24 protein-coding genes are annotated in these 17,721 nt (G+C 71.3%); 10 read left to right on the top strand and 14 right to left on the bottom strand.

Annotation, left to right across the window (positions count from 1 at the left end):
• Positions 1–4 precede the first annotated feature (4 nt).
• From ACF053_RS29605 to ACF053_RS29595, 3 genes are read right to left on the bottom strand one after another with little or no spacing between them, the layout of a single operon-like run.
• Positions 5–199 (bottom strand): hypothetical protein, encoded by a 195-nt coding sequence (locus ACF053_RS29605; RefSeq protein ID WP_391956829.1) that lies wholly within the window; start codon positions 197–199, stop codon positions 5–7.
• Positions 196–375, bottom strand: coding sequence for a hypothetical protein (locus ACF053_RS29600; protein ID WP_391956828.1), 180 nt, complete (start codon positions 373–375; stop codon positions 196–198). Before ACF053_RS29600 ends, ACF053_RS29605 begins: the two co-directional genes overlap by 4 nt.
• Positions 372–1,157 (bottom strand): hypothetical protein, encoded by a 786-nt coding sequence (locus ACF053_RS29595; RefSeq protein WP_391956827.1) that lies wholly within the window; start codon positions 1,155–1,157, stop codon positions 372–374. Before ACF053_RS29595 ends, ACF053_RS29600 begins: the two co-directional genes overlap by 4 nt.
• A 187-nt stretch (positions 1,158–1,344) precedes the next feature.
• Between ACF053_RS29595 and ACF053_RS29590 the strand changes: the two genes are divergently transcribed.
• Complete coding sequence (locus ACF053_RS29590; RefSeq protein WP_391956826.1) at positions 1,345–1,851, top strand: DUF6233 domain-containing protein; 507 nt, start codon at positions 1,345–1,347, stop codon at positions 1,849–1,851.
• 136 nt (positions 1,852–1,987) lie between these two features.
• Here ACF053_RS29590 and ACF053_RS29585 read toward each other — a convergent pair whose 3' ends face one another.
• Positions 1,988–2,671: a hypothetical protein gene (locus ACF053_RS29585; protein ID WP_391956825.1), complete on the bottom strand. Its 684-nt coding sequence runs from the start codon at positions 2,669–2,671 to the stop codon at positions 1,988–1,990.
• A 30-nt stretch (positions 2,672–2,701) separates the two neighbouring features.
• On the opposite strand from ACF053_RS29585, the gene ACF053_RS29580 reads away from it, so the two are divergent.
• Positions 2,702–3,040, top strand: coding sequence for a hypothetical protein (locus ACF053_RS29580; protein WP_391956824.1), 339 nt, complete (start codon positions 2,702–2,704; stop codon positions 3,038–3,040).
• Here ACF053_RS29580 and ACF053_RS29575 read toward each other — a convergent pair.
• Both ACF053_RS29575 and ACF053_RS29570 read right to left on the bottom strand, forming a co-directional pair.
• Positions 3,037–3,594 (bottom strand): GNAT family N-acetyltransferase, encoded by a 558-nt coding sequence (locus ACF053_RS29575; protein WP_391956823.1) that lies wholly within the window; start codon positions 3,592–3,594, stop codon positions 3,037–3,039. The genes ACF053_RS29580 and ACF053_RS29575 overlap by 4 nt on opposite strands.
• Positions 3,591–4,910, bottom strand: a complete 1,320-nt coding sequence (locus tag ACF053_RS29570) for an XRE family transcriptional regulator (protein ID WP_391956822.1) — start codon at positions 4,908–4,910, stop codon at positions 3,591–3,593. The genes ACF053_RS29575 and ACF053_RS29570 overlap by 4 nt, the downstream gene beginning before the upstream one ends.
• Positions 4,911–5,159: 249 nt before the next feature.
• Between ACF053_RS29570 and ACF053_RS29565 the strand changes: the two genes are divergently transcribed.
• The 7 genes from ACF053_RS29565 (at position 5,160) to ACF053_RS29535 (ending at position 8,849) form a co-directional block, all read left to right on the top strand.
• Positions 5,160–5,702 carry a hypothetical protein gene (locus ACF053_RS29565; protein WP_391956821.1) on the top strand — a complete coding sequence of 181 codons (543 nt, stop codon included), beginning with the start codon at positions 5,160–5,162 and terminating at the stop codon, positions 5,700–5,702.
• A 241-nt stretch (positions 5,703–5,943) separates the two neighbouring features.
• A complete protein-coding gene (locus ACF053_RS29560; protein ID WP_391956820.1) occupies positions 5,944–6,414 on the top strand; it encodes a hypothetical protein in 471 nt (156 codons plus the stop codon).
• Positions 6,411–6,833 (top strand): ATP-binding protein, encoded by a 423-nt coding sequence (locus tag ACF053_RS29555; RefSeq protein ID WP_391956819.1) that lies wholly within the window; start codon positions 6,411–6,413, stop codon positions 6,831–6,833. The genes ACF053_RS29560 and ACF053_RS29555 overlap by 4 nt, the downstream gene beginning before the upstream one ends.
• Positions 6,833–7,234, top strand: a complete 402-nt coding sequence (locus ACF053_RS29550; protein ID WP_391956818.1) for a DUF6415 family natural product biosynthesis protein — start codon at positions 6,833–6,835, stop codon at positions 7,232–7,234. The genes ACF053_RS29555 and ACF053_RS29550 overlap by 1 nt, the downstream gene beginning before the upstream one ends.
• Positions 7,235–7,291: 57 nt before the next feature.
• Positions 7,292–7,759 (top strand): LuxR C-terminal-related transcriptional regulator, encoded by a 468-nt coding sequence (locus ACF053_RS29545; protein ID WP_391956817.1) that lies wholly within the window; start codon positions 7,292–7,294, stop codon positions 7,757–7,759.
• Complete coding sequence (locus ACF053_RS29540; RefSeq protein ID WP_391956816.1) at positions 7,747–8,163, top strand: DUF6415 family natural product biosynthesis protein; 417 nt, start codon at positions 7,747–7,749, stop codon at positions 8,161–8,163. Before ACF053_RS29545 ends, ACF053_RS29540 begins: the two co-directional genes overlap by 13 nt.
• Positions 8,160–8,849 (top strand): hypothetical protein, encoded by a 690-nt coding sequence (locus ACF053_RS29535; protein ID WP_391956815.1) that lies wholly within the window; start codon positions 8,160–8,162, stop codon positions 8,847–8,849. Before ACF053_RS29540 ends, ACF053_RS29535 begins: the two co-directional genes overlap by 4 nt.
• 537 nt (positions 8,850–9,386) lie before the next feature.
• Here the strand turns inward: ACF053_RS29535 and ACF053_RS29530 are convergent.
• Positions 9,387–10,637, bottom strand: coding sequence for a hypothetical protein (locus ACF053_RS29530; RefSeq protein WP_391956814.1), 1,251 nt, complete (start codon positions 10,635–10,637; stop codon positions 9,387–9,389).
• A 337-nt stretch (positions 10,638–10,974) separates the two neighbouring features.
• Between ACF053_RS29530 and ACF053_RS29525 the strand changes: the two genes are divergently transcribed.
• Positions 10,975–11,403, top strand: coding sequence for a hypothetical protein (locus ACF053_RS29525; RefSeq protein WP_391956813.1), 429 nt, complete (start codon positions 10,975–10,977; stop codon positions 11,401–11,403).
• Between the two features lie 612 nt (positions 11,404–12,015).
• On the opposite strand, the gene ACF053_RS29520 is transcribed toward ACF053_RS29525, so the two are convergent.
• From ACF053_RS29520 to ACF053_RS29490, 7 genes are all read right to left on the bottom strand, one after another.
• Positions 12,016–13,185: a GNAT family N-acetyltransferase gene (locus tag ACF053_RS29520; protein ID WP_391956812.1), complete on the bottom strand. Its 1,170-nt coding sequence runs from the start codon at positions 13,183–13,185 to the stop codon at positions 12,016–12,018.
• Between the two features lie 9 nt (positions 13,186–13,194).
• Positions 13,195–13,725, bottom strand: coding sequence for a MaoC family dehydratase (locus ACF053_RS29515; RefSeq protein ID WP_391956811.1), 531 nt, complete (start codon positions 13,723–13,725; stop codon positions 13,195–13,197).
• Complete coding sequence (locus ACF053_RS29510; protein ID WP_391956810.1) at positions 13,722–14,567, bottom strand: HpcH/HpaI aldolase/citrate lyase family protein; 846 nt, start codon at positions 14,565–14,567, stop codon at positions 13,722–13,724. The genes ACF053_RS29515 and ACF053_RS29510 overlap by 4 nt, the downstream gene beginning before the upstream one ends.
• Before the next feature lie 8 nt (positions 14,568–14,575).
• Entirely contained in the window at positions 14,576–14,806 is a 231-nt protein-coding gene (locus ACF053_RS29505) for an acyl carrier protein (protein WP_391956809.1), read from the bottom strand.
• A gap of 117 nt (positions 14,807–14,923) precedes the next feature.
• The gene (gene dmpG / locus ACF053_RS29500; protein ID WP_391956808.1) at positions 14,924–15,949 is read right to left on the bottom strand and encodes a 4-hydroxy-2-oxovalerate aldolase; all 1,026 of its coding nucleotides are present in this window, start codon (positions 15,947–15,949) and stop codon (positions 14,924–14,926) included.
• Positions 15,950–15,963: 14 nt separating this feature from the next.
• Positions 15,964–16,833 (bottom strand): acetaldehyde dehydrogenase (acetylating), encoded by an 870-nt coding sequence (locus ACF053_RS29495; RefSeq protein ID WP_391956807.1) that lies wholly within the window; start codon positions 16,831–16,833, stop codon positions 15,964–15,966.
• Positions 16,834–16,889: 56 nt separating this feature from the next.
• Positions 16,890–17,681, bottom strand: a complete 792-nt coding sequence (locus tag ACF053_RS29490) for a 2-keto-4-pentenoate hydratase (RefSeq protein WP_391956806.1) — start codon at positions 17,679–17,681, stop codon at positions 16,890–16,892.
• Positions 17,682–17,721 lie beyond the last annotated feature (40 nt).

Here is a 17,721-nt window from a genome sequence, read left to right as displayed (position 1 = left end):
GCGCTCAGTCACCCTTTCGAGTGGTGGCGGCCCGGGCGATCCGGGCGAGGTGATCGAAGTCAGCGTCGGCGAGCGGCCCGCCGTCGGGGCGGGCGTAGTCGATGGTGGTGCTCGGGCGCCTCCGCACGCGGAACAGTTCAAGCTGCCCCGGGTGGACGGGGGGTGTCTGCGGCGCCGGGGTCGCGGTGCGGTCGCTCATCGGCCGTGCTCCCGTCGGATCTGGCGGCTCAGGCGGCGGTAGACGAGCCGCTGGGGCGCCACGCCCTCGAACACGTTCTTCGCCCGTCCGGAGTGGACCCGCAGCAGGGCCACGTAGAACCGGGCCATGAGCGCGGTGGCCACCACGCCGGTGACGATGAGGAAGGCCGGCGTCACGTGCACTCCTCGGTCTTGGCCAGGAGCAGCTCGGCGTACTCGCGGCTGGAGAGGACGGCGGCGCAGGAGCTCTCGGCGTTGGTCCGGTGCTCGTCGGCGAGTTCCGGCTCGGCGCCGGTCAGCTCCTCGTACAGGTCGGCCATCTCCTGGTAGGTCTCGGCCTGCCGGATCAGCACTGCGGCCCGGGCCTTCGGGCGGGCTGCGCCCGCAGTGAGCAGGTTCCACTCCTCGTTCAGGCTGAGGATGCGGTCCTGGAGCGGCTTCAACCGGGCATGCAGGCCCTTCGCGCGCTCCCGGCGGGCGGCCTCGGCGGCAACGGCGCCGGGGAATCGCACGGCGTCCAGGCCCGAACTGACCACGCGCTGCGGGTGGCCGGGATGGCAGTCGGCGTACACCTGGTCGAGGCGGCGAGCGGCGTCCAGGGCGGAGTACCTCCCGCCCCTCCCGTACGCGGTGCGGCCGCTTGCGGCCCAGGCGCTGACCGTGCCGGCCCATCGCTCGTGGGCGGCCTGCTTGGTGACCCCGGCGGCGTCGGCCAGCTGCGACCAGGTGGTGCCCTCCTCCCGTTCGGCGATGACGGCATGCCCGATGAGCGTATCCAGGTGCGCCTTCAGATCCAGGACTTGGCGCAGCCGCTCACCGCGCGGCGCGTCGGGGTCGATGGGCAGCAGGTCGAGCGCCTCCCGGCTGATCATTTCGGCTCGCAGGGCGAAGCGCACGCGGGCCTCGTCGCGGGGCGACAACACGTGCGGGGTCTCCGGCATGTCGGTGGTGTCGGTCATGGACGTCAAGATACACCTGACCCGACATCACGTCAGGACTTTCCTGACTATGCCGCTCGTCAGGGTGAGCCTGACGCATCGGGCGCCACCTCATGTCCGGTTTGTCGCGGTACGCCCCCCAAGCCGAGGGGATCAGGGCCCTTCGTGCGGTACGGCGCCGACACGCGCACTCTGAGGACTGGACCTGGTGACCGGGGTCCGAGCCCAGCCTCGGCAGCGCAGCGAGCGAGCAGCGACCGAAGCGACTGGCGGACGGAAGAACCGCAACGCCTCGGCTTGGATCCTCTTTCACCCCGCGGACAGGCGCCCTGCCCTCGCATCCGGAACCCTCTCCTCTCAATATCGAACGTGTGAACGATTTTGCGTTCCCTCCCCTACCTCGACCGCCTGCTCGTCGTGCGGCACTGGCTCGCGCTGGCCTTGGTGGAGGCCGACGCGCCAGATCGCCCGGCTCCAGGCCCAGCAGCCGCCACCCGGGCCCGCCTCGCCGCCGCCCTCGACACCGGTCTACCGGATCCAGCTCAGCCCCGGCGCCGGGCGCACGCCCGTCCAGGTCAACGTCGGCGCCTGCGGGAAGAGCCGCAAGGCCCACCGCGTCTCCGCGGACACGGCGAGGCGGACTCTGGCCGAGGGCGTCCAAGCGTGCGAGGTGTGCCGGCCGGACACCGAGCTGGGCATCCTCGACGCCGGGTAGCCCAGGCCGTCGGGGTGGCTGGGCTGGTCGCGCACCAGCTCACCTGTCCCGGATGAGACGCGCAGTGGGAGGTGCTGCACGCCCCCTGGGGGTCGAGGCGGCAGGCCCGGCGCCACGGTGATGCTTGCCGGTTGGGTTAGGCGACCGGCACCAGGGCGGCGTCGTACTGCTCGACGGCCCAGGGCAGCACCACGCAGGAGAGCAGGAACCAGTGGCTGTAGCGGTACAGGTCCCAGTCGTGCACCGGGAAGACGAACTCCTCGTGAGTTGCGCCCGACAGGAAGGAAGAGGTCGGACGGTCCGCGTCGACGCGGGCCTCGAATCGGCCCAGGGTGCGCATCAGAGCGGCCTCGGTGCCGAAGTCGGCGCCGCACCAGTCCGAGAACAGCCAGTCCTCGGCGTACTCGGCCGTGATGTGCGTGTGTGCCTCGATTGCGTCGGCCACCGCCTGCCGCACGTAGGTCCGGGCGCGGTCGGCGTCGTATTCCTTGACCTCGCTTCCGGAGCCGGGGACCAGTGTCCCGGCCCAGTAGACGGGGTCGATCCGCTTGGTACCCGGGCTCGGCCGCAACAGGTCGAACATGTCGGTGACGCGGGTGAATGACCAGCAGCCCAGGCCGCCGCGCAGGGTCAGCATGCCGGGCCAGGTGACGACCTCGCACCAGTCCCAGGACGCTCTCGGGAACTTGAAGTACAGGTGCCGGTGGACGCCGTCGTCCTTGACCACGGTCATCGTCGCGCCCTCGACCTCGGAGGCGAACCGCTCCTGCGCCGCAGCCATCTGCCTCTGCAGCTCGTCGTACGGATCGATCTCACCCATCCGGAGTCCTCCCGCTGTCCGGCCCGCCCCGTGACGGGCCCCGGGGAGTACAACGAACGGCTCCGGCTGGGGTGCCGGGTGCGGCACGCGGAGACGGTCGATGTGCCGGTCGTCGGCCACACAGGGACGGCCGCCCACCCGCGGCACCTGGCCGTGCGGCTTCCCGGCGGCCGCGTCGCGCTGACGCAGCGGCTCACCGGCCCCCTCGCGGCGGCTGCCGCCGAGCACCTCGTCGCGGCCGGCCCCGGCCCGCGCGCGCACACGGACGCCGGCGAGCAGTACACCTCCACCACCACCGAGACGGTGGTGGTGGAGGTGCTCGCCGGTACGACCCGACACGCAGTCGTCACCGCGACCCGGGTCCGCTAGGCGCTCTGCGTCACGGGACGCAGCATCACGGAGTACACCGGGGAGTCGGGGAAGGGCTTCTGCTCGCCGATCTTCCGGTACCCCCACGCCTCGTAGTTGGCCTGAAGGGCGCCGTTACCGGATTCCGGGTTCACCAGGAGGGTGACCCGCTCCTCGTCGCGACCCGTGAGCCAGGTCTCGTGAAGTTGCCAAGCCGTGCCACTTCCTCGCCAGGGGCGGCGTACGACGATCTCGTTGAGTGCGACCGTGCGGGAACCGTCTTCTCGGGTGACATCGGCAGCGAGCGGTGTCGTCATGGTGGCCCACCACTTCGTGTCAGCGGCGAGTGGGTGACCGAAGCAGAACCCCACCGGCACGCCATCCTCGTGGGCGATGACGGCGCTCCAACCCGGGCGCGATGCGTATGTTGCCAGCCGCTCGGCGAAGCGCTCGGCGGAGTGAAAGTCACCGGTCATGCCGAAGTCGCGATGCCGGACCTCAACGTGTATGTCCAGGATCTCCTGTTTGACTACCTCAAGGTGCTCGGCGGTTGCTTGGCTGAACTCGACCGTCACGTCCTGTGCTCCCCTTCGCGCGGATAGTGGACCTTCCAATCGGCCGCGTAGCGTGACCCCGGCGCGGCCGCTGTCAGCTCCCTGCCGAATCGGGCGAGCAGCTGGCTCGTGCGCCCCGCCAGCGAGTGACCGCCGGAGACTGCGCGCCCCGCTGTACTGCACGCCAATTCGACTTCCCCCTGACGGAGCTGCACCAGCGCCAGGGTAGCTGTGTAATACATGCGATTGCGACGGTACTCGGGGCGGAGTTTGCCGAGTGTCCTGTGCAGGTGTGCCTCGGCGTCCTCATGGCGACCCAGGCGGGTCATGACGAGTGCCGACAGTCCTTCGAGCTCGGCGTCGTCGTAGAAGGAGATCCAGGCCGGTCGGGCATCGTTCCCCTCCGCCCGATCGAACGACTCGTGTGCGTTTTCCAGGTTCTTGAGCGCGGCCAGACCCAGCCGCGGCTCCCCCGCACGGGCATCGGCTTGGATGCCGGCTAGGCGTGCGGAGGCCAAGGAGTGGAGCAGGGCGTCGCTTCTGCACGCATACGTCGAGCGGGCTTCGTATGCGGCATCCAGCGCCTCACGCATACCTCCCGGCTCCTGCGCAGCGAGCAACGATGCGTGAAGCCACAGGCGCGTCTTCATCTGGGAACTGCCAGACAGGTCAGCGAGGTACAGGGCGTTGTGTAGGTGCGTCCTGGCCCGTTCGGCCTGGCGGCTGTCCACGGCCGCCCACAGCGCGGTCCCGCTGAAGGCGGCGGCCAAGTAATACAGGCGGCTTCGGACACGGCTGGTGGCAGTGCCGACCTTCTGCCGTTCCAGCGCATGCTGGGCGAACGCGACAGCACGGGTTTCCAAGCTCACGCTGCCGCCATGCGCGTTGTCCGAGGCGACGAGGTCGAGGAAGGCCGTCTCCAGCCGCTTGACGTCGCTCATGCCGACGCGAGGTCGAGCCCCAGCCTGTGGCGGTAGCAGACTCGCGGCGGCAAGCGAGGTCGCGGCGACGGCGAACTTGCGGCGCCTCACGGGATCCTCCAACGGCTCTGTTGTGACGGAAGCAGCCGACGCCAGTTGCGCAAGGCGGCTGCGGGGCGGAGGGGGGGTGAAGCCAAGACGCTCCGCGCTCAGGCCGAATTCTGCTTCGAGTGCTGCCCGCTGTCTTCGCTGAGGCCAGGCTGTTTTTCCGGTCAGCCAGTTGCGCACATGGCGGTCGCTGACCTTCCCGGGCTCGCCGTAGAGCCGTGCGATGTGATCGTTTAAGCGCTGGGCAAGGTGTGCCTGCCCGAGGCCAGCCGCCTCCATATGCGCGCTCAGGGTGACGTTAGCCGTCATGCACACAGCGTATCGAGCACCAGGTGGCGAGTCTCGCTGTTGAATGCAGAATTTCCGGTATCCACAAGCCAGTTGCTGTCCGAATTTCCTGGCTGAGGTTGGCGCCGACGCGGTTTCCTCGTGGTGCCGACTCCCACAGGGCTCTCCGGGATCGGCACCCTCCGTCGGCGCGATCCTCTCGCTGGAAGACCACGCCGAAGGGACAGCGTCTTGGAGGCTCGGTCTCCACCTGATGAAGCCGAGGTCAGCATGCGTCAGAGCACCACCCCCAAGACCGGGGGAGAACGGATGGCCGTAGGCCACCGCTCCGCTGTTCGCGCCGCCGGAGCGCACCCGCTCCGGATCCCGGGCCCGGTCTTCGGCGCGGAGCTGGAGACGTGGCTGCCGAGCGAGGGCGGCACGATGCGGCTGGGCGTGGGGGCGTTCGATCTGGTGGTCACCGCCGCGTCTGTCGACGCGCTCTTCGCCGTCCAGGTGATGAGCCGCATACAGCCGGGTGGGTGCGGGCCGGTGATCGACGCGGAGGACTGGCTGTGCTGGCTGGTCCCTCCCGGCACCATCCGCCACTGGATGGACCACCCCTTCGGCCTGTGCCTCAGCGGCCCCGTGGAGTTCGCCGTGCCGCCCCAGGCTCGTAGGGAGGGGCCCGGCCGGTTCTGGCTGCGGCCCCCGGTGCGCCACTTCACGGACCCCAGCCTGCTGCGGCGGGTGCTGTGGAGGTACCAGCCGGCGCCCTCCCCGCACGACGTAGACCTCCCGGGCATCTTGAGCCGCTCGGTCGAGCGGCAGTGAAGCGCCGGCCGCCGCCTCCCCCGCGGCGGCCGGTACCAGCGGGCCCACCCAGTGCGTGCCGCCCCCTCGCCGTCCCCGTCACGACGCGCGAGGGGAGCGCTCGGTGGGCCGGCCCCGCCGCAGGCGTAACCCGGGTGCCCGCCGCGGCGCGGGTCCCGGCCGCCCCCTCCATCGGCCAGGGGGGCGGCCGGCCCCTTCTTCCGCACCCCCCTCACGACGAGACGAAGCCGAGGCCCACCGCATGTGCCAGAGCACCGCCTACGACCCGGACGAGGATCTCTACTTCGACGGGCCGGACCCCGGCCGGGCGCGGTTCGTGCCCGACCCCTACGTCCGGCTCGCGGCCGCACGCCGCGAACACCTCGACGCGGCGCTCCAGCGGCTGCAGGCCACCGGTCGGACGCCGCGGGTGTGCCTGTACACGCCGCCGCACCTCCTGGACCGCGCGCAGGCATACGCCGAAGAGCAGAAGTGGCAGGTCGCCGGACGCTACACCGACACCGACCGGGGCCCGGACCCGGAGGCACGGCCGGGCTGGTGCGGGCTGCGCATGCACCTGGCCGCCGGGTACGCCGACGGCGCCCTCGTCCTCTCCCCCGTCGTCATCAGCCCGGCGGCCGCCGTCTACGAGCGGCAGCTCGCCTGGTTCCACGCGCGGGGCTTGTTCGTCGCGCTGGTCGCCCCCGCCCGTGTGCCGGGGAGGCGCCGGTGACCGGCCACCTCGTCCCCGCCGCGCCGGCGGCCGCGATCGGCAGCCCCGGCTTCGCGGTCTGCTTCCTCCCCGACGACTGCCGGGTGCGGCAGATGCGCCGGATCACCGCCGCCTACCTGCGCTCGCGCGGCCTGCTGCCGGTGCTGCACACCGCCCAGCTCGTCGTGTCCGAACTCGTCACCAACGCCATCCGGCACGGCCGGGGCGAGGTCGGGCTCACGGTCGCCGCGGGCGCCGACGGGCTACGCATCGAGGTGAGCGACGACAACCCGGCCCCCGCGCGGCTGCGGCCGGCCGACGAGGCGGACGAGTGCGGCCGCGGGCTGCTGCTCGTCGCCGCCCTGGCCACCACGTGGGGCGTCAGCCCCGACGGCCACACCACCTGGGCCGTCCTGCCGCTCCCCTCGGGGAGGCCGTGATGGTCACGGTCACCGGCAGCGCCACCACCCACCCGGCCCTCGCGGGGTACGTCTGCAACGACACTGCGACCGTGCGTCGGGCTCTGGCGGGCCTGCGCCGGTCGCTGGCCGCCGAGGCGGTCACCGACCAGGTCTACTCCGACCTGAACGCGGTCCTGGACTGGCACGCCGACCCCACGTCGGACCAAATTCTCCTCATCACCGAGCGGTTGCGGGCGACGACTGTCCTGCTGATCGGCGTGGTGCCGCGCCTGGTCCACCCCTACCCCACTGAGGCGATGCTCCGCCTGCTTGACGTCAGCGCCCGCCACCCCCAGCCCGACGAGACGCTCGGGCACGTGCGCCGTCTCGCCCTGGCCGTCCTCTCCGTCCTCGACCTGTTGGGAGACGCCGCCCCATGACCCGTACTCCCGGACAGACGAACGAACCACTCACTCGACACGACAGGAAGGACCACGGTGTCCGCGACCACCGCCCTGAAGATTCCCCTCGCTCCTCGGGAGAGGCAACTCCTTGAGGCCCTGGCCGACGGCAGCACGCTGGCCGCGGCCGCCGAGCACATCGGCCTGCGCGAGATGACGGCGAAGGGCTACCTCCAGCACGCCAAGGAGAAGCTGGGTGGCATGCGCCGGACCGCGGCCGCCATCGCCACCGCGTACGCCACCAAGTCCATCACCCCGCCGGACCTTCTGGACGTCGAAGGGCTGTGCATCTCCCGCGAGCAGCGGGTGCTGGTGCCGCTGGTCGTGCGAGGCGAGCGGACGGCGGAGATCGCGGCGGCGGTGCGGCGGCCCGCGGCGCTGGTCAGCGAGGACATCCGCGGACTGATGGCCGCCCTTGGGGCCCGCAACTCCGCGCACCTGGCCAAGCTCGCCTGGCAGTACCGGCTCCTGACCCGGGAGGAGGTGCTCGCGTGGAAGCTGTGAACACCGCCTTGAGGACCGACATCCGGGACCTCGCCGACACGGTGCTCGCCTGGCGACTGACCGGCGGCCTCCCGGATGCCGACACCGCGGCGCAGGCTGTCGAACAGCTCAAGGCCCACGGCCTCGTCCTTGAAGAGGAGCTGAGGACCGCGCGCTCTTCGCTGGCTCCTCGCTCGCCGCTGTGGTCCCGGACGGGCGCGACGCTCAGCGAGGCGGGCGGGCGCCTACGGGCGCCCCTCTCGGCACGCTCGGTGGGTGGGATCGTCGTGCGCGCGCAGAACCTCGCCCGTCTGGTCCATGCCCTCCTCAACGCTCTCGACCAGGTGCCGCCGGCGCCCAGTCCGGTGCCGCACACCACCGTCCGTCGGCCCGACCACGGCCCCCAAGAAGCAGCTCGGCCATGACCATGACCCCCCGGCGCCTGCGGTACCAGGGCGTCACCGTCCCCTACATCACGGCCTGGAGCAAGGAACAGCTCCTGCCCGTGCCGCCACTGCTGCGGCGCCCCGGCCCCGGCGGCGGAGTGGCCCTCGGCTTCCAGGCGGAGAGTTCCTACGACCGGGACACCCATGGTGCGCTGCGAATGCGCATGGCCATCGCCCGGGGGAAGGGCGTGCCGCACCTCGCCCGCGTGCACGCTCTGCGGCAGCGGCGGGCGATGCTCGACCTGCTGTGTCAGGTCTGCACCCGGCCCTGCCTCGAAGTCGACGGCGCCCAGCGGTACCTGTTCCTCGTGGGCGCCGCGGAGCCGGTTCGCGAGGGTGAGCGGACGGTGTCGCCGCCGGTGTGCCCTCCGTGCGCGATCGAAGCGGCCCAGGCATGCCCGCATCTGCGGCGGGCCTGTGTACTCGCCTGGGTCAAGCGCCCGGAGTCCTGGGGCGTCACCGGGGACGTGTACGACCCGACCACCCTGGAACGGATCGCGACCAAGCAGTTGGTCCACGTGCCGTACTACTCCCCCGGGATCAACTGGACCATCGGCGCGCACACCATTCTCAGCCTGCACGAGGTGACGCCGGCGAGCTGGTCGGAGGTCCATCACCTGGCGCAGCAGATCCCCCAGGCGCCGGCCGTGGAGGTAGCGGCGTGACCTTCGTGCTCGTGCGCTGCGCCCGGTGGCTGTGCCTCACGGCAGCCCGCCGCGCCCGGCCCCGTCCCCTCCGACCGATGGACCGGATCCTGCGCCGCGACCACGCGGCGTTCTCGGCCCGAGCCTCGTCCGCCCAGGCCCCGGCCCGTCTTCCTCGGCGGACGGGCTGACCCAAGCCCCGCCTCCCGCCCGACGCTCAAGGGTCAGGGTCCCGGTGTAGCAGGTCGGGCGGGGGGGGCGGACCAGCCAACGCGCCCAAGCCTTGGTCGGCACCGTACAGGCTCATCCCACTCCGCCCGCGTCAACGCCGGCGCGCCCACGGTAGAGCAGGCTGCACTGCGGCGGCCTCGGGGTACACTCCGGCACCCTCGACTGGCCGTCCTGGCGGACTCCCGCCGCACGCTAGAGGTGGGTGGGCAAGGCTGTCGTGGACGGACGGGCGCTGGTGGTGCGGAACTCGCGCTCCAAGATTTCCAGGAGGGAGTCACACCCAGCGCGGGCGAGCAACACGCACCGGCAGGTAATGATCGACCGCTCTTATGACCTTTCCAACGCGTTGAGCAGCGCTGTGCTGTAGCCCGCGGCCGAGAGGTCATCGTTGGCGAGCTGGGCCTGGTGGAGAAGCTTGAGGGTGGTGTTGTGGTCGGCCCGCGCCCACGCCATCCGCGTCGCGTCCCGCAGCGTGCGCCGGGCCCGAAGAACTGCGGGGTCGGTCTCGTCGCCGGCAGATTCGCGAGCGGCGTGGAAAGCGTCGACGGCCTGGACGACCTTCGCCATCGCGGCGGCCGTCTTCTTCTTCTCGACGTCCTCCGGCAGCAGCGGGTTGAGCACCACGGCCGGACCCCAGTGCGGGGTCTTCGCTCCGGCCGCCTGCTCAGCCGTGTAGGCGCTGCGCTGCTCCTGTACCCCGAGCCGTAGTTGCTCCAGGCCCTCCGGCAGCTCCCAGCCCTTCCCGCCGCTGCCGGTCACCGCGCCCTTCAGCTCCCCGACCTGGGCGACGTAGCTCTCGATGAGTCCCTTCCTGCCCAGCGGGGTGCCGCGCCGGTAGGCGCCGTGACCGTGCGAGACGAGCAGGGCGTTCTTGCTGCCTTGCAGGCCGGTGATCAGCTTGGCCCTGATCGGCAGCCAATTCTCCAGCGCCGCCTGGGTGATGGGTGAGACGGGCCAGACCTCGGTGAGGTGCAGGTCCGAGCTGACCGCCTGCGGGTTGCGGATGATCTTCACCCAGGACAGATCGGGAGCCAGGTCGGCGATGCCGCAGGTGCAAAGTTCGCCGGTGCGGGGGGCGGCGTCCAGGACCAGGCCGACAACGACGAGCAGCCGGGCGAGGCCGGGGTCGGAGGGCTGCTTTTCGACCTGCGTCTTCAGCCCGTTGTGCAGCTGGCTTCGGGCCCAGGCCGGCATCGTCGGCTTCCGGGGCGGCTTGGGGTAGGAGATGGCGCCGCTGGGGACTCCGGCCTCGCGGGCCAGCCGGCGCAGGATGCTCGACCTGCGCCGCTGTGAGGTGGTCACACCCTTGGGGTTGTTCTTGTATCCCCGCAGGCGCAGCTCCCCGTTGTCGGTCAGCTCGCACAAGGCGGTGGCCCCGGGTCCGAGCAGTTCCCGGAGCGACGTGCCGTACCGCTCCTTGTAGTCCTCCCGCTCCAGCGCCTTCCGGATGATGCGGTAGACCCAGCGGACGTGATGGGCGACGGAGTCAGTGGTGTCCGGGTCGGCCAGCACCTTCTGGACTAGCGCGGACAGCTCTTCGACCGCCGGATAGCGGTCCTCGTCAGTGCTCGTGGACACTCCGGTTCCCTCCGGGGATCACGGTGACAGGTTAATTATCCCTTTGCCGGCTGGTCATTCTGCACCATCGGGTGTCAGCTCAGGTGTCCGTTCTCAACGAAGTCAGTCGATTCCAAACCGCTGATCAGGGCGGACTGACTTCGTTGAGACGGCCGTCCTCGGCGTGGGTTGTTCGCTCTGGCCAGCCGACCTGCGCCGACTGAGTTCGATGAGACAGATTGGTATGCCGACTCGGTTCGTTGAGACGAGACATTCAGGCCGCTTCCCGCCGATCCCCCGCCTGGCGCAGGTGCAGCGCCCTAGCCTCGACGGAGACCACCAACGAGGGGGACCGCGCGTGACGAATCAGCAGCTGCCGGACACCTACGAGACCCGGCAGGCGAAGGCCATCCTGAAAGCGCTGAAGGCCGGGGATGTCGAGCGGGCCAAGAAGCTGGAGGACCACCTGCTCGCGGAGGCGGCCGACGGCCCCGAGGAGCGCGAGGCCCTTCGGGACCAGCTCCGGGCGTCCATGCTGTTCCGGGCGCAGATCGACGCCTCTGCGGCCGGCGACGAAGCGACAGCCACGCTGTTCCAGACCATCCTCACGCAGACGTGTTCGGAGAAGGTGATCAGGACGCTGATCGCCAGCGCCCTCCTGCACACCGGCCTGGCGGTCGGCGAACTGGACGCCGACAAGCACGACCTCCTGACCCAGCACCTGGACGAGAGCGGCGCCAGCGCGGAGATGAGGGACCTCGTGGCGGGGATCAAGCGGGTGGCGTAGCCCGACCGGTAGCAGTGTCAACTTTTCGGTGACAGGCGCTGGAGTGTCGGCGGCCGTTTGATGCTGTAGGAGCTCCTGCCACCAGGAGGTAGACCGTGACGCACCGGGCCGTGAGGCCGCGCTTCGGCGCTCCGGCATCGGACAGCAGCCTGCCCTTCGTCGCATCCATTACGGCCGTCGCCTGCACTGCGGCGGCCGTCACGGTCACCGCCCACTCCCGGCTCCTGTTCGACCACCTGTGGCTGTCCGGCGCGCTGTGGGGCGCCGCGGCCGCCCTCGGCTACGCCGCCGGGCGGGGACTGTTCCGCTTCCGGAGGCCGACATCGCGCGCGTCACGAACCTGCAGAGCCGCCCCGGCGGCCGCGTCCTCCTCGGCGTCTCCACTCAGGCTGCGGGGGGGGGTGAGCCAGCGCCCCAACTGCTTGCTGACCCCGCCGCCGGGAACGTCCGGACTACATCGACATCTCCGCGGACGGCACCGGCATGCTCCAGCACGAGCCGGACGGCTCGCAGTTGGATGGCGAGCCCTTCGACGGGTCTGAAGCGTACGTGCGCCCCCCGGCCGACCCCAGGGGGTATCGACCGGGGGGCGTGGGCCCCTACCGGCAGGCGTCAGAAGTGGTCGGGCAGCCAGGGCTCGAACTGCGCTGTGCTGCCGATGAGGGTGGCGAGCGCCTTCTCCGATACGGCGTGGACTCCGGCCATGCGGGCTGAGGTGGTGGACCGGTATCCGCCGGCGTACCAGACGGCGAGTTGGCGCCGAGTGAAGGTGACCTGCCCCTCGACGCGTGTGGGTGCGATCTCGGCGGCTCCGCCTTCGATCCGCAGCATCCAGCGGCCCCAGGCGCCGGTCCCGTCCTCAATCTCGATTGGTATGGCCGTCGTCAGGTCAGCGGGCCAGCCGCGGAGCCGGATGGCGTCGGGAGCGTTGAGGACGCGGAGCATCCAGGGGTGCCACGCTTCGGCGGCGGCGCGGTGGTGGCGCAAGCCGTGCAGGAGGGTCGGGTAGGGCGGGAGGGCGCCGCGCCGGAAGGTGATGGCGCGGGCCCGGGTGCTGTGGCGGCCGAGGAAGGCGAGCATCGCCCCGGCTGCGGGCTGGCTGGCGGCCCAGAAGTCGTGGACCGTCAGGCTCATGCCGTGCCGCTCGTGCCGCTGGGTTGCGAGGTTGAGCAGGCCCGCGGTGGGGTGGCCCGGCCGGGCGAAGCGGTAGGTGGTGAGGGTGTTCTTGGACTGCTTCCACTTCGTCCACCAGGCAGGCCGGCAGATGGGGCCGTTCCACTGGCGGGCGAGGTGGCGTTGGAGTGCCTCGCCCTCCTCCGTCAGTCCGTGCTCGATCTCGAAGTCCTCGCTGGTGAAGGAGCGCTTGAGGTCGTCGGTGGCGATCGACCAGGCGAGGACGTCGACGGGGGCTTCCCAGCCGAGGCGGCGGGCGTAGCCGGTGGAGGAAGTGGTGATCGCGGAGATCACCGCCCCGCGCTCGGTGAGGGGGCGCAGTCTGGCGGCCGTCATGCCGGCGGCCAGGTGGCCGCCGCGCTCTTCGGGGGCGACGCACCCGTCGCCGAGGCAGGCGCTGGGAACGGGAGCTCCGCCGAAGAACTGGTCGACGAGTAGGCCCAGGCCGCCGGCGACGACCCGGCCGCCGCGCAGGGCGACCTGGAGGTCGGCGTGCGCGCGCAGGTGGTTGATGTCGCTAATCGGGTGCCCGTAGGCGCGGGTGGCGAGCTGGTCGTACTGCTCCCACAGTCCGTCATCGGCTGGGGCGAAGGTCAGTGGCCAGTCCATGATCCGCCTTCAGTAGTGGGTGGCGTCGCGGGCGGCGTCGGCGTCCAAGGGGAGGAGGAAGGTGCGGTGGAAGGCCAGGACGCTGGTGCCCGCCTGGTTGTGGGCGGTGGTGTGGCAGGTGATGACCCCGGTGTCGGGGCGGCTTTCGGAGACCCGGCAGGTGAGGATCTCGGTCTGGGCGTACAGGGTGTCGCCGATGTGGACAGGGGCGGTGAAGCGCACCTGGTCGACGGCGAGGTTGGCAGTGGTCAGGCCGCTGATGCTGCGGACGGTCATGCCGCCAACGAGGTTGAGGGTGACGCCGGAGCAGACCAGGATGCGGCCCCAGCGGGTCTGGCTGCTGTAGTGGGCGTCGGTGTGGATGGGGGCGGTGTTGCCGCTCAGGGCGGCGCCGAGGAGGCTGTCGAGTTCAGTGACGGTCCGACCTGGCCGGTGCTCGATGATCAGGCCGGGAACGAGATCGGGGTAGGAGAGGCCGACGTTCTCCCGGACGCGGTTCTCGCCGATCTGGCGGTAGCCCTGGGGCAGGCGCGCGCTCACGAGGTGCGGTCCGCTTCGGCGACGAGCGCACGGGCGGCGCTGAAGAAGGGGGTGCCGCGCATCTGCCCGTCGACGGTGGTCACCGTTCCGCCGCTGGCGTCGGCGGCTGCGACGATGGCGCGGGCCTGGGTGATCTCCTGCGCAGTGGGCGTGAAGACGTCGTTGATCACCTGCACGTGGCGGGGGTGGACGCAGCCCTTGCCGGAGAACCCGAGCTCCTTGGCCCGCTCGGCGTCGCGGAGCAGGGCGTCGGGGTCGTCGAGCTCCCAGGTGGGGGCGTCGATGGCGGGGATGTTCGCCGCGGTGGCGGCGTTGATGAGGGCCGAGCGGGCGTAGCGCAGGGCGTCCCACCCCAGGCCGCAGCGGACGGAGGCGGCATAGTCGGCGGAACCGAAGACGACGCCGCCAAGCCGGGGCGCACGCATGATCGACGTGAGGGCGGTGAAGGCCCGGGGGCTTTCGATCAGTGCCCAGATGTCCGGGGTGTATCCGTCGGCGTCGAGCGCGGCGGCGACCAGCTCGATGTCGCGGGGGGATTCCACCTTGGGTACCAGGACAAGGTCGGGGCGGACGGCGTAGCTGGTGAGGGCGAGGAGGTCCTTGATGCCCTCGATCGTCGTGAGGCTGTTCATTCGGATGCCGAGGGTGCACGGCGGGTCGGTGACGGCGAAGAAGTCTTCGGAGGCGGTGCGGGCGGCCTGCTTGTCGGGGAGGGCGACGGAGTCCTCGATGTCGACGAGGGCGACCGCGGCGCCGGAAGTGCGTGCGGCGGCAAAGCGGTCTCTGCGAAGGCCGGGAGTGATGATCCAGGCCCGTCCGGGCCTGCGGCTGGTGCTGGCCATGCGGCTGTTCACCTTTCGCTGCGCTTGGTGGTGATGAGGTGGTCGAGGTCGCCGAGGGTGCCGGCGCGCTCGATGTCGCTGTAGGCGACGTCGATGCCGTAGCGGTCGGCGAGGAGGAAGGACAGCTCGACAACGGCGAGAGAGTCGAGACCCGCCTGGTCGGGGCTGGCGTCGTCGGTGAGCCGGTCGGCGGGCAGCCTGAGGTCGTCGACCAGGAGGCGGGTGAGGTCATCGGTCATGTTGGGTTCCTTCCGGGGAGCGAGGCGGTTAGTGGTGGGGGCCGGGTCAGGTGCGCGAGGCGGAGGAGTGCCCGCCCGTCGGCGGGGCGGGGCGAGGGGACACTGGGGTGGCACGGGTCATCGGGCGGCGGCCTTCAGCTGCCGGGCGACATCACCGATCAGGTCTTCCTGCCCGGCGACGACCTGGCGCTCGCCAAGGGCGAGGAACAGGTCGAGGGGGTTGACGCCTTCGGTGCGGGCGATCTCCAGGACGGGCCGCTTGAAGCCGGAGAACACTCCGGCCAGCCCGCTGACCACGGCGATCGAGTCGATGGACGGCGGGGTCTTCATCAGGTGGTCGGCGGCGACGTCGGAGGCGGCCAGGATCTCGCGCAGGCCGATCCCGGTGGCGATGCCGCGGCGGTCGAGGACGGCGACAAGGACTTCGAGCTGGGTGTTGCCGGCCCCGGCGCCGAACCCGCGGGCGGTCGCGTCGATGATGGACGCGCCGGCGTCCACGGCGGCGAGGGAGTTGGCCACGGCCAGACCCAGGTTGTTGTGGCCGTGGAAGATCACCGGGACGTCGACGGCGGCGGCGATGGCGTGCACGCGTGCGGTGACGTCCGCGGGGAGGTAGTGCCCTGCGGAGTCCATGATGCCCACGGCCTGGGCGCCGTACTTGACCATGAGGGCGCACTGTTCGGCCAGCTCGCCGGCGCCGGCCATGTGGCTCATGAGCAGGACGCCTTGGGCTTCGGCGCCGAGCTCGCGGACGGCGCCGAGGTGGCGTTCGGTGACGTCGGCCTCGGTGCAGTGCGCGGCGATCCGTACGACGTCGGCGCCGTGGCGGACGGCGGCGGCGAGGTCGCTGGCGGTGCCCCAGCCGGGGGCCATGAAGACGCCCATCCTGGAGGAGGTCAGGGCCTCGCGGACGACGGTGAGCATCGTGGGGTCATCCAGCTTGGCGCGGCCGATCTGGAGGCTGGAGGCACCCAGCCCGTTGCCGTGGCCGACCTCCACCACCGGCACGTTGGCGGCGTTCGCGGCGGTGGCGTAGGCGCGGAGCTGGTCGGCGTCGAGCTGGTGGCCGACCGCGTGGTGGCCGTCGCGCAGGGTCGGGTCGTGCAGGAGGATCGGGGGCTGCTCGGTCCCGGTGCTGTCCATGAGATCGGTTCCCTTCATCGAGGGGCGGCGGCCGTCTGCTCGGCGAGCAGGACGGCGGCGGCGTTGATGATGTCGATGCTCCCGGCGTGGCGAGGAAGGCGGCCGCCGACGGCGGTGACCTCCACCGCGACCGAAATCCGGCCGGTGTCCACGGAGAGTGAGGCCACCTTGAACCCGGGTGTGTAGGCACGCACGGCCTGGGCGGCGGCCGCGATGCTCGTGCGCACCGGTGCGGGCCGGATGCCGTCTGCCAGAACGGTCATGGCCACCCGGAACGGAGGGGCGGGCCGGGCGGGGCTGAGGTTGACCATGACCTTCGCCTCCCGGACGCCGGTGAAGGTCCGGATCGCGTCGGAGGTGGTGGCGATGTACTGGTCGAGGTTCAGGCGGGTGGCCCGTCCGGCGTTCGCGCTCGCCCCGGTGGAGATGACCTCGATGTAGGTGGGGGTGCAGCTCTTGGAGATGGCGTGCAGGATCGGGATGGCCGCCTGCCCGCCGCAGCTGACCAGGTTCAGGTGCCGGCGGGCCGCCGACCGGTGGCTGCTGACGCCCGGGATGGCGACGGCGCCGAGGCCCGTGGGGGTCAGGTCGATCAGGGTGGTGCCCGTCGGGCGCAGTGCCGCCCAGTGCTCGGCGTGGCTGTCGGCGTTGCTGGCGTCGAAGACCGCGTCGAAGGGTCCGGCCTCGACCACGGCGTCGATCCCGCCGGCCGTCGTGGGGTGGCCCATGTCGGCTACCCGGCGTAGACCCAGGCTGTTTCGGTCGCGGCCCGCCACCAGGGCCGGTTCCAGCCGCGCCGACCGGCGGATCTTGTCGACAAGGTCGATGCCGATCAGGCCCGCGCCGAGTACGGCGACACGCAGACGCTGTCCATCAGCAACCATCGGCCGCTCCTTCGCTCAGAGGGGTAGGGGTGGTGGGGGCTGTCCGGCGCCCAGGGCTAGACGACGCGCAGCTCCACCGGTGGGAGCTGCGGCGAATGCGCGCGGACGGTGTTGCGGTTCTCCAAGGGCAGGCTGGCGTGCACGGCTCCGGCCAGGACCACCTGGCCGGCACGCAGGCCGCCGCCGAAGCGGTGCAGCCGCCCGGCGAGCCAGACCAGGGCACGCAGCGGGTCGCCGAGGACCGCGCGGCCTTCCCCGGTGGCAACGGCGGCGCCGCCGACGCTGACGACCAGCGGCTCGGCGGCCAGGTCCATGTCCGCGGTCAGAGGCACCATGGGGCCGGTGACGACCCGGGCGCAGGAAGCGTTGTCGGCGATGCTGTCTGCGACCGTCATGCGCCAGCTGGTGAAGCGGGTGTCGATCACCTCCAGGGCGAGGAACACCTCCTGCACCGCCGCCTGTGCCTCCTCCAGGCCCACGGTCGGGCCCGCCAGGTCGCAGCCGAGCCGGAACGCGATCTCGGCCTCCACCCGCGGCCGCATCAACACCGATCGGTCCAAGGCGCTGCCGGTGGGCAGCACCATGTCGTCCAGCAGGACACCGGAGTCCGGCTCCTCGACGCCCATCTGCTCCTGCATGGCCTTTGACGTCACACCGGCCTTGTGACCCACGACGCGCGCGCCGGCTGCGATCCGCCGTCCGACCGCCGCGGCCTGAACGCGGTAGGCCGCCTCCAACGACAGCCCCGGCCATCGGGCGCTCAGCGCGTCGATGGGGACCCGTTCGTGTTCCGCCGCCAGCAGCGCCGATGCCCTGCCTGCGATCCAGCGCTCATCCCACTCCTCCATGGCGATCCCTCCTCAGCGCATGGCACAGCACATGCGGTCT

It is taken from the genome of Streptomyces kanasensis, assembly GCF_043077165.1.
Classification (GTDB): Bacteria; Actinomycetota; Actinomycetes; order Streptomycetales; family Streptomycetaceae; genus Streptomyces; species Streptomyces changanensis.
Note: the sequence above shows the minus strand (reverse complement) of the source record. Positions and strands in the feature narration are given on the sequence as shown.